Source organism: Mycobacterium deserti (genome assembly GCF_025345615.1).
In the GTDB taxonomy this organism is placed as follows: Bacteria; Actinomycetota; Actinomycetes; order Mycobacteriales; family Mycobacteriaceae; genus Mycobacterium; species Mycobacterium deserti.
In genome coordinates this window covers 916,221-931,406 of sequence record NZ_JAODWD010000002.1, presented here as the reverse complement: position 1 = coordinate 931,406, position 15,186 = coordinate 916,221, and the positions used below count along the sequence as shown (strand labels likewise).

The 15,186-nt window shown below is 66.4% G+C and carries 12 protein-coding genes and 1 pseudogene; 7 read left to right on the top strand and 6 right to left on the bottom strand.

What is annotated here, in order from left to right:
* Positions 1 to 38 precede the first annotated feature (38 nt).
* Entirely contained in the window at positions 39 to 2,774 is a 2,736-nt protein-coding gene (locus N4S67_RS10675; RefSeq protein ID WP_260992912.1) for a helix-turn-helix transcriptional regulator, read from the top strand.
* Between the two features lie 2 nt (positions 2,775 to 2,776).
* Here the strand turns inward: N4S67_RS10675 and N4S67_RS10670 are convergent, their stop codons facing one another.
* The 3 genes from N4S67_RS10670 to N4S67_RS10660 all read right to left on the bottom strand — a co-directional run bounded on the left by N4S67_RS10670 (position 2,777) and on the right by N4S67_RS10660 (position 7,165).
* Positions 2,777 to 3,262, bottom strand: a complete 486-nt coding sequence (locus N4S67_RS10670) for an LppA family lipoprotein (protein ID WP_260992911.1) — start codon at positions 3,260 to 3,262, stop codon at positions 2,777 to 2,779.
* Between the two features lie 83 nt (positions 3,263 to 3,345).
* On the bottom strand, positions 3,346 to 4,902 hold the full coding sequence (locus tag N4S67_RS10665) for an alpha/beta hydrolase (protein ID WP_260992910.1): 1,557 nt from the start codon (positions 4,900 to 4,902) through the stop codon (positions 3,346 to 3,348).
* A 58-nt stretch (positions 4,903 to 4,960) separates the two neighbouring features.
* Positions 4,961 to 7,165: an acyl-CoA dehydrogenase gene (locus N4S67_RS10660; RefSeq protein ID WP_260992909.1), complete on the bottom strand. Its 2,205-nt coding sequence runs from the start codon at positions 7,163 to 7,165 to the stop codon at positions 4,961 to 4,963.
* 161 nt (positions 7,166 to 7,326) lie between these two features.
* On the opposite strand from N4S67_RS10660, the gene N4S67_RS10655 reads away from it, so the two are divergent.
* A complete protein-coding gene (locus N4S67_RS10655) occupies positions 7,327 to 8,550 on the top strand; it encodes an alpha/beta hydrolase (RefSeq protein ID WP_260992908.1) in 1,224 nt (407 codons plus the stop codon).
* Positions 8,551 to 8,574: 24 nt separating this feature from the next.
* Entirely contained in the window at positions 8,575 to 9,993 is a 1,419-nt protein-coding gene (locus N4S67_RS10650) for a WS/DGAT/MGAT family O-acyltransferase (protein WP_260992907.1), read from the top strand.
* Here the strand turns inward: N4S67_RS10650 and N4S67_RS10645 are convergent.
* Together N4S67_RS10645 and N4S67_RS10640 are read right to left on the bottom strand one after the other, a co-directional pair.
* Entirely contained in the window at positions 9,980 to 11,251 is a 1,272-nt protein-coding gene (locus N4S67_RS10645; protein WP_260992906.1) for an alpha/beta hydrolase, read from the bottom strand. The genes N4S67_RS10650 and N4S67_RS10645 overlap by 14 nt on opposite strands.
* A gap of 41 nt (positions 11,252 to 11,292) precedes the next feature.
* Positions 11,293 to 12,099: a lysophospholipid acyltransferase family protein gene (locus tag N4S67_RS10640; protein ID WP_260992905.1), complete on the bottom strand. Its 807-nt coding sequence runs from the start codon at positions 12,097 to 12,099 to the stop codon at positions 11,293 to 11,295.
* Positions 12,100 to 12,207: 108 nt separating this feature from the next.
* Here N4S67_RS10640 and N4S67_RS10635 point away from each other — a divergent pair, with 108 nt between their 5' ends.
* From N4S67_RS10635 to N4S67_RS10625, 3 genes are read left to right on the top strand one after another with little or no spacing between them, the layout of a single operon-like run.
* Positions 12,208 to 12,990, top strand: coding sequence for a crotonase/enoyl-CoA hydratase family protein (locus N4S67_RS10635; protein WP_260993077.1), 783 nt, complete (start codon positions 12,208 to 12,210; stop codon positions 12,988 to 12,990).
* 37 nt (positions 12,991 to 13,027) lie between these two features.
* Positions 13,028 to 13,222, top strand: a complete 195-nt coding sequence (locus N4S67_RS10630; RefSeq protein ID WP_260992904.1) for a hypothetical protein — start codon at positions 13,028 to 13,030, stop codon at positions 13,220 to 13,222.
* Positions 13,223 to 13,236: 14 nt separating this feature from the next.
* Complete coding sequence (locus N4S67_RS10625) at positions 13,237 to 13,572, top strand: hypothetical protein (protein ID WP_260992903.1); 336 nt, start codon at positions 13,237 to 13,239, stop codon at positions 13,570 to 13,572.
* Here N4S67_RS10625 and N4S67_RS10620 read toward each other — a convergent pair.
* A pseudogene (locus N4S67_RS10620) lies at positions 13,463 to 13,815 on the bottom strand (hypothetical protein); the annotation flags it as partial. The gene N4S67_RS10625 and the pseudogene N4S67_RS10620 overlap by 110 nt on opposite strands.
* 981 nt (positions 13,816 to 14,796) lie before the next feature.
* Between N4S67_RS10620 and N4S67_RS10615 the strand changes: the two are divergent.
* Positions 14,797 to 15,051, top strand: a complete 255-nt coding sequence (locus tag N4S67_RS10615) for a hypothetical protein (protein WP_260992902.1) — start codon at positions 14,797 to 14,799, stop codon at positions 15,049 to 15,051.
* Positions 15,052 to 15,186 lie beyond the last annotated feature (135 nt).

Genomic DNA, 15,186 nt, shown 5'->3' with positions numbered 1-15,186 from the left:
CGATCGCGCAGGTATTTGCTGACTGTCATGATGAACCGGTGGCGAAGGGTCTTGTAGGTCGCTCGACGGAGCTGGAGTCGATCGCCCGGTTCTTCTCGGCGGCCGGGGCGCAGCCGACGGGCCTTCTCCTGGAGGGCGAGGCCGGCATCGGCAAGACCTCGCTGTGGCAGGCGTCGCTCGAGCAAGCCCACGGCCTGGGGCGGCACGTTCTGTCGGCGCGCGTCTGGGAGGCCGAATCCGTGTTGGCGTATGGCACCGTCGCCGACCTGCTGGCCGACGTCGATGCCGACGCCCTGCAGAGCCTGCCTGACGTGCAGCGGGTCGCCGTCGACCGAGTCCTGTCGCACAGCGCCAGTGCCGGCCCGGAGACCGACCAGCACGTGCTGGCGGCGGCGTTGCTGTCGATCATCGAGACGCTGGCGGCCGACGCGCCGGTGGTCGTCGGCATCGACGACCTGCAGTGGCTCGACCCGTCCAGCAGGGCGGTGGTGAGCTTCGTTGCGCGGCGGCTACGCGGGCCCGTGGGCTTGATCGCCACGGAGCGGACCGAACCAGACCGGGAGAGCTCCCTGTCGTGGCTGCAGCTGACCCGGCCCGACGCGCTCTCCCGGGTCCGCGTCAGCCCGATGAGTCTCGGCAGCCTGCACGAGGTGCTGAACGTCCGGTTGGGCCGGTCATTCTCCCGCCCCGTGATGGTCCGGATCGCCGACCTGTCGGCGGGTAATCCCCTTTATGCACTGGAAATGGCTCGCGCCATGGACGCCGGGCCAGATTTTCCGCGGACGCTCGCCGATCTTGTGCAGATGCGGATCTCCGACCTCGGCGACGACGTTCAACGCGTGCTGTTGGCCGCCGCATGTGTCGCCGAGCCGACCGTCGACGTGCTCGCGCTGGCCACCGGCAGCACCGCAGAGCGAACCGCTGCAGCGCTCGAAGACGCAGAGACCCGCGGCGTCGTCGAAATCGTCGGCAACCGCGTGCGATTCGCCCACCCACTGCTGGCGCGGGGAGTCTATGTCGGCGCGAGCTCGGCCCGCCGCAGGCGGATGCACCGCGCGCTGTCGAAGGTCGTTGAACAGCCCGAGTTGAAGGCGCGGCATCTCGCGTTGGCGTCGTCGCGCACCGATCCGGAGATCTTGCAGGCCCTCGATGCCGCCGCGGATGCGGCCAGGGGTCGAGGAGCTCCGGCGGCCGCGGCCGAATTGCTCGACCTGGCAATAAAACTCGGAGGTGACAGCCCGTCACGCCGGCTTCGGTCGGCCGGACACCATTTCCGCGCGGGGGACACCGATCAGGCCTACGCCATGCTCGCCCCGCTGATGCCCGACCTGCGGCCCGGCACGCTGCGCGCGCTCGCGCTGAATCTCCTTGCGGGCATCTGGATTTACCGTCGCAGCTTCAACGCGGCCGCTGATGCTTTGAAAGACGCCGTGAAAGATGCGCAGGAAAACACGGCGGTCCTGACGCAGACCTTGCTGATGCTGTCGTTCGCCCAGGCCAACGCCGGCGAGTACGCCGAAGCGCTTCGCAACGCCGAGCAAGCCGTCTCCTACGCCGATGAACTCGGCATCCCGGTGTTGACGAGTCAGGCACTGGCCGACTGGCAGGTGCTCAGCGCGCTGTGCGGACACGGCTTCGACGAGGCCGAGGTGCAGAGGGCGCTGGACCTAGAGGATCCCGACTTCGACGTGCCCATTCCGTTTCGTGCGCATTCGGCTGCCGCGCAGGTGTTCTCCTGGGCGGGACGCCTCGACGAGGCGTACGAGCACATGCAGGTTCTGCGGCGTCGGTGCATGGACCGCGGCGCCGACAGCGACATGCTGTTCGTCGCCGTCTGGCGGTCGCTGATCAACGTGTGGCGCGCGGACTTCGCTGAGGGCGCCGAGACTGCCGACGACGCGATGGAGCGTGCCGAGCAGATGGGCGGCGACCACGGCCTCGTCATCGCCCTGACCGTGCGGGGCCTGGTGGCCGCGTACACCGGGCGCGTCGAGCAGGCGCGCGCCGACGCCACTGCCGCGATCGAGGCCGCCCATCGTTTCGAGGCGCCGCTGCTCGCTGAATGGCCGATCATGACACTGGGTTTCGTCAGCGCGTCGCTCGGCGAGCATCAACAGGTTCTGGCCGATCTCAAGCCTTTGCTGTTGAGCTTCGACAACCTCACCTGCACCGAAATCATCAAGGCGGCGTTCGTTCCCGACGCCGTGGAAGCCATGGTCGCGCTGGGTCGGCTCGAGGAGGCCGAACCAATGATCGAAACGTTGCACCGCAACGGTAGCCGGCTTGATCGGCCATGGATGCTGGCGATGGCGGCGCGCTGCCGCGCGATGGTGCTGGCCGCGCAAGGAGATGTCGAGGCGGCCGAACGGTCCGCACGGCAAGCCATGGCCGAACACGACCGGATGGCTATGCCGTTCGAGCGCGCCCGCACTCAACTGCTACTCGGGGCGCTGCAACGCAGACAGCGCCAGAAGCACTTCGCCACAGCGACTTTCACGGAAGCGCTGCACACGTTCGAGGACGTAGGTGCCCCTATTTGGGCCGAACGTGCCCGTGCCGAGATCCTGCGGACCAACGTCGCACCCAAGCGCGGGCCGCAGTTGACACCGTCCGAGCAGCGGGTCGCCGAACTGGCCGCATCCGGACTGACCAACCGCGACGTGGCGGCGAAACTGTTCGTGAGTACGAAGACCGTCGAGGCCAACCTGTCCCAGGTCTACCGCAAGCTCGGGATCCGGTCCAGAGCCGAACTCGGCCGGGTCATGGGTCAGTGAACTCAGGGCTTCAACAGGAAGCAGCCGCCGGTGATGTGAAGGCGGGCGAACTCGATCTGACCGAGGTTGAACTCGAATCCGTTGCCCTGCACCTCATAATCGCGCTTCGACTGCTCGTTGAAGATCGACGACTCGCCCGTGGCGCCGTACCGAGCGGCTTCCTCCCTGACGATGCCGGCTGCGACGGGGAACTCCTCGGCGGTGAATGTGCGGCCGAACTCGACGGTGTCGGCTTTGGGTCTGCGCGCAATGTCGCCGGTCAGCTCATCGCACGAGACGCCCTGGCTGCTCATCCGCAGCAGGTTCGGGTCGGCGGTGAAGCGCCACGTCTGGCCGGGGATGGCAGCGGCAATCCGCTCGCCGATCACCTTGGCCGTGGCGTTGAGTCGTTGTCGCGCTTGGTCGAACGAACCGTTCGGGCGCAAGCTGTCGATGAGCGCGACCGCGTCGTCGCCCTTGGCTGTCTCTGACTTGTTCGCGTCGTCCACGTCGCAGCCACCTATCAGTAGGGTCACCAGACCAATCAGTGCAAGCGCGTTCCCGGGTCGCCGGGTTCGGATTCTCGGTGCGCTCACCACGACCTCGGGGTTTCCGTCACCGACAGATCGGGCCGGTCGAGCAGAATGGTCGCCAGGTTGTAACCGGACATCCGCTCCTGCGCATTCTGGGGGTACTCGGAATGGCCGCTGGCGCCGGTCTTGGGTTCGTAGCCCGGTAGCGGCGTGTCACCGGCATCGACCTCGAGATGGTTGAACCTGAAACGCAGGTCGCCGTTCTCGCTGATCACGTCGTTGGGGCTGGCACCCCACCCGTGCAGCGGGGCGAGGTCGGCGATGTAGTTGATCGGGTCATCGGAGGCGGACATGACGAAGAGGTTGTCGTCGCGCATCCCCAGATCCATGGGTGTGGTGGCCTGGAACCCCGGCGACCCGTACATCACCACATTGTCCACGTACTGGCTGGCGCCTTCTTGCAGCGCAACGCCAGAGGTCAACGACCCGTAGGAGTGGCCGAACAACGCGAGTGTCTGGTTGGGGTTCTGGGACGCGCCGTCGAGATCCGCCAGGAAGCTCGTCAACTTCGGGGCGCCCGCCTGGGCGAGATCGTCGTTGAGCACGCTCGACTCGAGCATGTCCGTCGGGGGCTGGTAGCCGGTCCATGCGATCGTGGCGATGTTCGTGCTCGCCCCGGTTTCCGAGGCCACCTCTGCCGCTTCTCCGCGCAGTTGCTCGGCTTCGCGCGTCATGCCGGCGATGGCGTCGCGCGTGGAGCTCCCCACCCCCGGAACCGACACCGACACGTGATCGGCTTTGAACGGGTCGCCCACCGAGGTGCCGGCACCGATCATCTGCGAGGGGTCGCTCGGCTCTTCCAGATAGACCAGATGTGAGTCGGGCACCGTGAGCGCCTCTTCGATGGCCGAGATGTCGCGCAGCCGGTCCTGTTTTATCTGCCCGTCCGGGAGCTGCTCATACTCCTCACGCAGCTCCTCCAGCTTGTCCCGGTTCGCCTGGTCGACTTCCTCGATGTTCCCGCTCGACATGTCTGTCTTGTACGGCTTGTCCTCCTCGCCTTCTTCCCGCTTCTCCTCGTCGTGGGAGAACTGAGGCGCATCTTTCTCCCCGCCGAACCGTTGGCTGGTCTTGACCGCGTCGTACTCGGCCGTCAGCCCGCCCAGCCCCCGCGCGACGTGGTTCGACTCGGCATTGGTCTTCGCGATGACTTCGCCGAGTTGGCCCAGGCCCCTGCTGGCGATCTGCATCAGCATGATGTCGCGTTGTTTACCGGGCGGCACACTGGCAGCGGCGTCGGTCACCCACTGGCGCACCGCGTCGAGGTTCTGACGTCCCGCCGATACCACCTCGGCCGACCGGTCGACGTAGGCGGCAAGGCGCTTGTCGAGGTCGGCCAGTTTGCCGAACACCTGACGGTGCTCGGTGTTGGCCGTGTCGTAGGCAGTGGCCGCGGCGCCCGACCACGCCGAGCCCGGAGCGGCTTCGGCAAGGTCTGATTCCATCTGCCGCAGCGGGCCGCTGGCGTCGTACTCCGCTCCGCCCTGCGGCGTGCCGTGCCCGAACGTCTCCCGCGCGTTGTTCCACGCCGCGTAGAACCCGTCGAGCGCGCTCACCGGCCCATTATCTCGTGCCGCGGCCGGCCCGCGTGACGCCTTCCGCGCCGCGTCGCACTTACTTGAGCAGCGGATCGCGGGGCAGCCCGAGGATCCGCTCGGCGATCGTGTTGCGAGTGATTTCCGAGGTTCCGCCCGCAATCGTCATCGCCCGATTGCCGAGGTAGGCCTGCGTCAGTGTCGGGGTCTGTCCGACGACGGCCGCGGAACCCGCCAGATCGAAGGCCAACTCGGTGAGCCGCTGGCCCGCCTCGGCCACCAGCAGCTTCGTCACGTTGCCCTCCGGGCCGGGTTCTGAACCAGCGATCGCACGGGTGACCCGACGCAGGTTGAGCAGCCGCAGGGTGTGGTTCTCCGCCAACACCTCGCCCGCACGCCGCAGGTAGAGCGACGCCGTCTCGGCCGACGCGTTGTCGAGCAGCTTGACGAGGTCGTCGACACTGAACCCGGTCGCGCCACCCGACCCGCCGCCGATCGAGATGCGCTCGTTGCCCAACGTCGCGCGGGCGACCAGCCAGCCCTTGTTCACGTCGCCGACCACGTCGGCATCCGGCACGAAGACGTCGTCGAAGAACACCTCGTTGAAGTGCGCGTGGCCGGTCAGCCCCTTCAACGGATTGACCGTCACGCCGGGGGCGTTCATGTCGATCGCCATCATCGTCACGCCTGCGTGCTTGGAAGCGTCGGGATCGGTGCGTACCGTCGCAAGGCCCCATTGGCACATGTGCGCCAGGCTGGTCCACACCTTCTGGCCGGTGATGCGCCACCCGCCGTCCACCTTCTTGGCCGACGTCCGCACCGCGGCGGCGTCGGATCCGGCACCCGGTTCGGAGAACAGCTGACACCACATCACCTGGCCGCGCAGCACCGGTTCCACCCAGCGCTCTCGCTGCTCGTCGGTGCCCGCCTGAGCGATGGTCAGCGTCACCCACCCGGTGATGCCCATGTCTGGCCGCTCAATCGGCGCTGATTCCCCGGTCGCTTCGCTCCTGCCCGCCGAACCGAATTCCTCCTCGATCACCAACTGCTCGAGCACCTCGGCGTCGCGGCCCCACGGTTTGGGCCAGTGCGGCACCAGATACCCCGAGTCGACGAGGTAGTCGCGTTGCTTGTCAGCGGGCAGGCCGCGTAGTGCTGCGACGGCTTCGCGGGCCTGTTCGCGGAACGCCTCAGCCTCTGGCGGCAGCGTGAACGACGCGCCTTGGGCCTGCCCGCTGCGCTGCGCGTCCACCACGTCGAGCAGCGGATCCGCGCCGCCGTGCATGAGCGCGGCGAGAGTCCGGGCGCGCCGCAGGTACAGATGCGCGTCGTGCTCCCAGGTGAAGCCGATACCGCCATGAAGCTGAATATTGTTCTGCGCGTTGAAGACCTGGGTACGAATGGCGTGTGACGCCGCCACCGCGGCGGGGAACCATGCACTGTCGAGGTCGCTGGCGCGGGCGGCGTCCCAGGTGGCCGCCGTGGTCTGCTCAGCGTTCACCAGCATGTTGGCTGCATGGTGCTTAACCGCCTGAAATGTGCCGATGGTACGGCCGAACTGCTCACGCACCTTTGCGTATTCGACGGCCATGTCCAGCGTCGCCCAACTGAGACCTACCGCCTCGGCTGACGCCAGGATGCGAAAAACCGTGTGCGCCTTGCGCGCAGCGCCGCGCAACAGGCGGTCGTCTGCCACCGTGACGTCGCGCAGCGCGACCGCCCCAACACTACGGGTGGTGTCCATGCCCTCGAGGGCGGTGACGGTGACGCCGTCGGCACCCGCATCGACGACCACGGCGTCCTGACCGGCGACGATGACCAGAACATCTGCGTCAGGGGCCCCCAGGACCACGGGGCACTCGCCGGTGACGACCAGGTCCGACCCGACCGTCACGCTGCTCGCCAACGCGAGCGCACCGGTCTTCGTGCCGTCGCTCATCAGTGGGAGGAGTTCTGCGCGAAGAGAATCCGTACCGCAACGGTCGATGACCACTGCGGCCGCGACGCTGGGCAGGAAGGGGCCGGGACACAGCTCGCGGCCCTGGGCCTCCAAGACGATCGCCAGCTCGGCCAGTGAGAAGCCCGAGCCGCCGTACTCCTCTGAGATGGCCAGCCCGTTCCAGCCGCCCTCGGCGCCGGAAGTCCACAGCTCAGCGGGGTGCGAATCGCCGCCATCGAGCGTCGCGCGCGCGGCGGATCGACTCTTGAGGCGGTTGAGCTGGCCGAACGCCGAATCGGCCAGGTCGTTGTGTTCCTCGGTGATGGCCAGGGCTGACTTGCTCACGTGGCGGTCCTCTTTACGTTTGACGGTCGTCACGTAACGCTAGCGCTTCGGCGCTGGTCAGACGCATGTGACCCAGCTCATGACAGATTGTCACCGTGTCGTAAGTGACCAACTCGCGCATGTTGCGGTTTGAATTCATCGGCCGGGGGTACAGTCGCGCAATGTCCCCAAAACCGGATACCCGGTATCCCGGACCGACCATGTGGACGCGCGCTCGCTGGCTGATGAAGGCCGGTCCCGCCGACTACCTGATGGCGATGAGCATGGCGACGGCCTCGCTTCCCGTCATCGGGAAACGCCTTGAGCCACTTGGCACTGTGACCGCGATGGGAATCTGGGGAGTCCGGCACATGCCGGACTTCCTCAACGCGAGTGCCAAGTCCTGGTTCGGCCCGGACAATGCCGAGGTGCGCAAGCTCGAACGCGACGCCACGCACTCTGTTGCCGAAGCCGCCCTGCGTGGCGTCGTGCGCGCCGAGGATCTGGCCATCGAGTGGCCGGCACCGGAGGGCGCGCCGCCGCTGTGGAAGATGCGCGAACAGCGCCGCAATGTCTACCGCACCTCGGTGCGCTACGGCAGCGACCCGTCTCAGGTGCTCGACGTGTGGCGGCGCAAGGACCTACCGGACACGCCGGCCCCGGTGCTGATCTACATCCCCGGCGGCGCCTGGATTCACGGCAGCCGAATGCTGCAGGGTTACGCGCTGATGTCGCATCTGGCCGAGATGGGCTGGGTCTGCTTGTCGATCGACTACCGCGTCGCGCCGCACCACCGCTGGCCCAGCCACATCACCGACGTGAAGACGGCCATCGCATGGGCCAGGGCGAACGTCGACAAGTTCGGCGGCGACCGCAATTTCGTTGCGGTGGCCGGTGGTTCGGCAGGCGGACACCTTGCCGCACTGGCTGGGCTGACGATGAACGACCCAGAGTTGCAAGACGAGTTGCCCGAGGATTCGGACACCTCCGTCGACGCGGTGGTCGGAATATACGGACGCTACGACTGGGAAGACCGCTCGACTGTGGAACGCGCGCGGTTCATGGACTTCCTGGAGAAGGTCGTGGTGAAGCGCGAGGCGTCGCGGCACCCGGAGATCTTCCGCAAGGCGTCCCCGATTGCGCAGGTGCATCCGGATGCGCCGCCGTTCCTGGTGATCCACGGCAGCGGCGATACCGTGATCCCCGTCGAGCAGGCCCGCAGCTTCGTCGAGAGGCTTCGCGCGGTATCGCGGTCGGTGGTCAGCTACGTGGAGCTGCCGGGCGCCGGACATGCCTTCGACATGATCGACGGCGCCCGCACCGGATCAATGGCCACCGCAATTGGCCTGTTCCTCAATCAGATTCACCGAAACCGGAGCCTGATCGGGGCTAAAGAGGTTATATAGGCTCCTCCGGACAGGGGGTAGGTCTTGAAACGGCTTAGCGGGTGGGACGCTGTGCTGCTGTACAGCGAAACGCCGACGGTGCACATGCACACCCTGAAGCTGGCGGTCATCGACATCTCCTCGCTCGGCGACCGCCGGTTCGGCATCGACGAGTTTCGCCGGGTGATCCACGGGCGGCTCCACAAACTCGACCCGTTCCGGTTCGAGCTCGTCGACATCCCGTTCAAGATCCACCACCCGATGTGGCGGGAGAATTGCGAGGTCGACCTCGAGTACCACGTGCGGCCGTACAGCGTGGATGCCCCGGGCGGGCGCCGCCAACTCGACGAGGCGGTGTCCCGGATCGCGAGCACACCGCTGGACCGCAGCAGGCCTCTGTGGGAGATGTACTTCATCGAGGGTCTGGCCAACGGCCGGATCGCGGTGCTCGGCAAGATTCATCACGCGTTGGCCGACGGTGTCGCGTCGGCGAACCTCCTGGCCCGGGGGATGGATCTGCAGGACGGGCCGCAGGCCGAGCGTGATTCCTACGCAACCGATCCCGCGCCACGTCGCTCGGAACTGGTTCGAACTGCGTTCGCCGATCACATGCGCCAGATCGGGCGTTTCCCTAGCGTGGTGCGCTACACCGCCCAGGGCGTGCGACGGGTTCGCGAGAGTTCACGCAAGCTGTCGCCGGAGCTGACACGTCCGTTCACACCGCCGCCGTCGTTCATGAATCACCGTGTCGACGCACAGCGCAAGTTCGCCACCGCGACGCTGGCCCTCGCGGAAGTGAAGGAGACGGCCAAGCATCTCGGCGTCACGATCAACGACATGGTGCTGGCGATCTCGGCGGGTGCACTGCGCGAGTTGTCGCTTAAATACGACGGCCACGCCGACCACCCGCTGTTGGCCTCCGTGCCGGTGAGTTTCGACTTCTCCAGAGATCGCATCTTCGGCAACCGGTTCTCGGGCGTGATGATGGTGGTGCCAATCCAACTCGACGATCCGCTGCAGCGGGTGCAGGCGGTGCACGACGCCGCGGTGGACGCGAAGGAGACCCACCACCTGCTCGGACCTGAACTCGTCAGCCGGTGGTCGGCGTACTTCCCGCCCGCGCCCGCGGAGGCGTTGTTCCGCTGGCTGGCGAACAAGGACGGGCAGAACAAGGTCCTCAACATCCCGATCTCAAATGTGCCCGGCCCACGTGAGCCCGGCCGCGTGGGCGGCGCACTGGTGACCGAGATCTACTCCGTGGGCCCCCTGACCACCGGGAGTGGTCTCAACATCACGGTGTGGAGCTACGTCGACCAGCTGAACATCTCTGTGCTGTCCGATGGCGCGACCCTGGCCGACCCACATGAGCTGACCGATGCGATGATCGCCGCGTTCATAGAAATCCGGCGTGCTGCAGGGCTTTCCGCTGAGCTGACAGTTGTCGAGTCGGCTATGGCGCAGTAATGGCGGGTCCGGCATCCGCCGGTTGCCGCCGCTTGGCGTGCACCCAGGACAGGAAAGTCTCGACCGCGCGCGCGGTGTAGTGCGCCCTCGGCGATCCGTAGTAGAAGTCGAACGCGTGCTGGGCGTGCGGGATCTCGGCGTAGGCCACCGGCGACGTGGACACGTTGCGAATCGCTTCGGCGAACTCGCGGCCCTCCTGTACCGGGATGATGGAGTCGTCCTGGCCGTGCAGGATGAAAAACGGTGGGGCGTCAGGGCGTACCCGCTTGATCGATGACGCGTCCAAGTAGAGCTGCCGGTGCTCGGCGATGCGCTTCTTGACGACGAACTTCTGCAGAAAGCCGATGAACTCCTTGCGACCGGAACCGCTGGAGGTGAACCAGTCGTAGCGGCCGTAGATCGGCACGGCGGCCACCACAGAGGTGTCGGCGTCCTCGAAACCCGGTTGCCACTGTGGGTCGTTCGACGTGAGCGCGGCCAGTGAGGAGAGGTGACCGCCGGCCGATCCGCCCGTGATCGCCACGAAGTCCGGGTCGCCGCCGTAGTCGGCGATGTTCTCCTTGATCCACGCGAGCGCACGTTTCACGTCGACGATGTGGTCTGGCCATGTGTGCCGCGGGCTCACGCGGTATTCGATGGACACACAGATCCACCCCCGCTCGGCCAGGTGGGCCAGCAGCGGGTAGGCCTGGGGCCGGCGCATTCCGATAGCCCACGCGCCTCCCGGAACCTGGAGTACCACAGGCGCTTTCCCGTCGCGGGGCAGGTCGGCGCGGCGCCAAACGTCGGCGCGGTTGGTGCGGCGGTGCGGACCGTACTGGACGGTGCTGGTCTTCTCCACGTAGCGGCGCCGGACGAGTTCGGTGGGCCAGACCCCGATCATGCGGCGGTGTGGGGCCGGCTGGGACTTGTCGGCGATCGCTTCGTAGTCTTCGCCGAGGGTCTCGCGCAGCGGTCCTTCGAAGTGTGGCGCGGAGGCGATATTGCGCCGCTGGATGATCCCCAGCAGGACCCAGGCGATGGCGGTCAACAGCAGGGCGATCCGGCCGCGGGCCCCGCAGAAGTCACCGCGCAGGCCGCGCCGCAACGCGTCGAGCACGGAAACCACCAGATACACCGGTGACATCTCGGTGGTGGGCCAGCCGAACGCGAACACGGGCAGCGTGATGTAGCCCTCTCGGCCCAGGGGACGGACGCCGTTGACGGCGTTGATCAATTCCGCGGTTGCACGCAACAGCGGATAGCGGCGCCTAGTCATCGGGTGTCGTCATATCCGCGGTGCGGTCATTCGAAACCGGATCAGCCGAGGACGGGCAGTCGGCGCTCGTGGGCGAGCTCGTCGAGGGCGCGCTGCATCAGGTGCCGCACATGGGCGTCGACCTCGTCGATGTCGGGGTTCTCGCCGAACTCGGCGACGATGTCGATGGGCGGCAGCACTCGCATGACGATCTTGGCTGGCAGCGGGAGATTGGGCGGAACCACCAACGAGAGGCCGAACGGGAAACCGAACGAGATCGGCACGATCTTCGTGCGTGCCAGGCGCGCGATCGGCCCGAGGCGCTTGGCCAGCCACGTTCCACGCGACAGGAAGATCTGCGTCTCCTGACCGCCGATACCGACGGTCGGCACGATCGGCACGCCGGCGTTCAGTGCCGCTTTCACATATCCGGTGCGGCCGCCGAAGTCGATCACGTTCTCCGAGAACGTCGGCCGGTAGACGTCGTAGTCACCGCCCGGGAACACGACGACCAGGCCACCGGTGCGCAGCGCCTCATCGGCGTTGGCGTGGTTGGCGCTGATGTACCCGATGCGCCGGAAGAAATCGCCCTGCGGGCCGGTCATCAGCATGTCGTGGCTCAGCGTGTACAGCGGCCGGTCGTAGCCGTGCTGCTCGTAGAAGTGGGCCGCGAGGATCGGCACGTCCATCGGCAGCATGCCGCCGGAATGGTTCGAGACGAGCAGTGCGCCTCCCGGCGGGAGGTGTTCGAGACCGCGCACCTCCGAGCGGAAGTAGCGTTTCAAGAACGGTCGGGTGACGCTCATGACGCGCTCGGTCAGCCCGGGATCCCACTTAGTGAGTTCGGACGTGTTGTCGGTCGAGGTCACGGGTCCCCCTGAGTTCGAAATTAGAACGTGTTCTAGTTTAGCGCATCGGTGCGAGTGCCCGTTCCCGCCGCAGCGTACCGCCGGACGGCACCTGCCACGACCGTTACGATCACCGGCGTGAGTGACAACACCGAAGAAGCAGTCCTGGTCGAGCAGCGGGACCGAATCCTGATCATCACCATCAACCGGCCGCAGGCAAGGAACGCGGTGAACGCCGCGGTCAGCCGCGGATTGGCGGACGCCATGGACCGACTCGACGGCGACACCGGGCTGTCGGTCGGCGTGGTGACCGGAGCGGGCGGTTCGTTCTGCGCAGGTATGGACCTCAAGGCGTTCGCCCGCGGCGAGCGGTGCGACATCGAGGGCCGTGGCCTGGGGTTCACCGAACGTCCGCCGGTCAAGCCGCTGATCGCGGCGGTCGAGGGCTTCGCACTGGCGGGCGGGACCGAGCTCGCGCTCGCGACCGACCTGATCGTGGCGTCGAAGGAGTCGGCGTTCGGCATCCCCGAGGTGAAACGCGGCCTGGTGGCCGGCGGCGGTGGCCTACTGCGGCTGCCGCAGCGCATCCCGTCGGCGATCGCGATGGAACTCGCGCTGACCGGCGACAACTTGTCCGCCGTGCGGGCGCACGATCTCGGCCTGGTCAACGCGCTGGCCGAGCCGGGACAGGCGCTGGATACGGCGATCGCGCTGGCCGAGAAGATCACCGCGAACGGACCGCTGGCGGTGGCCGCGACCAAGCGCATCATCGTCGAGTCGCGCAATTGGAGCCCAGACCAAATGTGGGCCGAGCAGACGAAGATCCTCATGCCGGTGTTCGCCAGCAATGACGCCAAGGAGGGCGCGATCGCGTTCGCCGAGAAGCGGCCGCCGAAATGGACCGGCACCTGACGGTTACCTCGACGCCGTGGTGGGCAACCCGGTAGGCATGAACACTCTTAGCCGCCTGCGGCGTGCAGAGAAGCGGGTCCTCAAGGCGCAGCGCCGGGTATGGCTGTTGCAGGCCGCGTTCTGGCCGACCGTAGTGCTGGCGGGTCTCGGTGCGGCCGGCCTGTTGGCCGTTCGGCTTCGTAGCCGGTCGGATGGGCCCGCGCAGCCAGTCGACGGCCTACCCCACCTTTGAGGAGGACACCACCCATGGCGCCCAGCGATGAGCTGCCGATTCCGGACTATGACCAACTGTCGCTGAACGACGTGCGGCACCGCATCCGTTCGCTCGACGAGGCCCAGTTGCGTGCGGTCTTCGCACACGAAGAAGCGCACGGCAACCGCATTCCGGTGCTCGAGGTGCTGCATGCACGGTTGCGGGAACTGACCCACGGTGCGGAACCGTCGGGCGGCGACCCCGCTAACGCGCCAGCGGTCACGTCCACGCCCGGCGGTTCAAAGGTGCAGGAGTCGACGGCCGCTGAAGCGAGCACCCCGCTGCGCCACGGCGTCGCCAACCAGACGCCGTCGCGCGGGCGCCCCTAGCTGTCGACGAGGTATTCCTGCGGTGGTGGTACTTGTTCACTCGGGCTTGGCCGCTGTCGAGGTCGGGGGGCGGGATCCATCGGTGCGCCCGCCATCTTTCCAGTCCATCTCGGCGTGATGAACCTGGCATCCGTAGCCGGGCACGGTGCAGCCAGGTTTGGTGCAGCCGCGGTCCTTGGCGTGCAACACAATCCGCTGCCCCTTCGAAGCGACGCGTTTAGTGCGACCCAGATACAGCGGCCTGTCAATTTGATACAGCTGTCCAAATGGCCCGGTTTTCATATGGCACGGGGAGCCCGTGGTCAACCAACCGCCCGTGCCCCTCAGGCCAAATCGGTCGCCCAGTCGGGCGGCTCTCCTTTCCGCTGAGAAGTCGCCCCGCAATGATTCCCTTTGGTGTCAGCTTGTAACGAATACGCGCTTGATTTTCAGACATGGGTTCCTCCGACACTGTCTCCACGAGTTCAGCTTCCACTAAGCGCCGAGACCCCTGAGGCTGAGTCTGTCCACCCGTTCGCACATAACTGACTGCACGGTCGCCCCTCGTGCTTCTGCCTGCGTCCGTACAAATGCGCCCGGGAGGGGTACGTCCGCATTAGCTCCTCCCACGCATGCTTACGCGCCACACCGTCGTTCATGGTTAACGACCGCGTGCTTGTAATGACCGGGGCTGAGCCGTGTAACGCCTGTTGTAACGCTTCCTCGAAGCGCACTTGCAGTGCGCTACTAGCACGGCTTGGTGAATCGCATCCATCGACTGCTGTTCGTCCTCGGTCGATGTCACATCTTCGACTGCGGCTGGAATGCCTGGAATGCAACTCCAAGACCCTGTCGAACTGCTCGCGCTGATTCGTGAGGAGGGAAGATGTCGTGGCGCGCACTTCCGTGAGCGCCAACTTCGTGTCCGCGTTGAGCTGTCCGAACTGCTGGCTTTGCGCCATAGTGACGATGAGTTGAGCCATGAACGCCAATACGGCAAGAGCCAGCGCAACGGTCGATAACGCATCGACGTTGACTACGGTTATGGCGACGACCACTGCTGCTAGGCAAGCCCCCGCTAAAGACCGCGAGGCGGAGCTGACACCCGGCGCTCGTCTTGATTGTCATGTTCTGAGTTAATCCGATTACGAAACGACCGGTTCTCCGTAAATTCGGGTGCACCATCACCTCTCAAAGATCGGGCGAGCCATGACCGACATTTTTCGATCGCAAGATTCGACCAGCATGCCGTCGGGGCAGGATCGCGCTCAGGTCCGGGCGCTGTTGCCTGTCAAACGCTTTGCACTCGGGGTCGTGACCGGCCTCGTGCTCGCCGTGTCGCTGCTGGCTGCGTGCGGCGCGGACTCGACAGAGTGGGACACACTCACTGTCAATCAACACCTGTACCTCAAGGACCCGGCCGGGACGACGTTCAAGATTGGCATCGGCAAGGACGCGAGCGGCAAAGACCTGGTCACCGCGACGCGCGTCGGCGACTAGCCGCGTTCCCCGCCGCACCCTGAAGTTCCGGTTGCATTGCACCGTGTCAGGACCGCTATGCCGAACGGCCCCCAGGGGTCTACTAATGCGTCAGTAGATCAGCCATCGCTAGGGTTGCCCGCCAGCGCTCAGTGC

What these genes read in the sequence shown, in the direction of transcription:
- N4S67_RS10645 (WP_260992906.1), bottom strand. Translation starts at nt 11,251, where the DNA reads ATGACTAGGCGCCGCTATCCGCTGTTGCGTGCAACCGCGGAATTGATC.
- N4S67_RS10630 (WP_260992904.1), top strand. Translation starts at nt 13,028, where the DNA reads ATGAACACTCTTAGCCGCCTGCGGCGTGCAGAGAAGCGGGTCCTCAAG.
- N4S67_RS10625 (WP_260992903.1), top strand. Translation starts at nt 13,237, where the DNA reads ATGGCGCCCAGCGATGAGCTGCCGATTCCGGACTATGACCAACTGTCG.
- N4S67_RS10615 (WP_260992902.1), top strand. Translation starts at nt 14,797, where the DNA reads ATGCCGTCGGGGCAGGATCGCGCTCAGGTCCGGGCGCTGTTGCCTGTC.
- N4S67_RS10655 (WP_260992908.1), top strand. Translation starts at nt 7,327, where the DNA reads ATGTCCCCAAAACCGGATACCCGGTATCCCGGACCGACCATGTGGACG.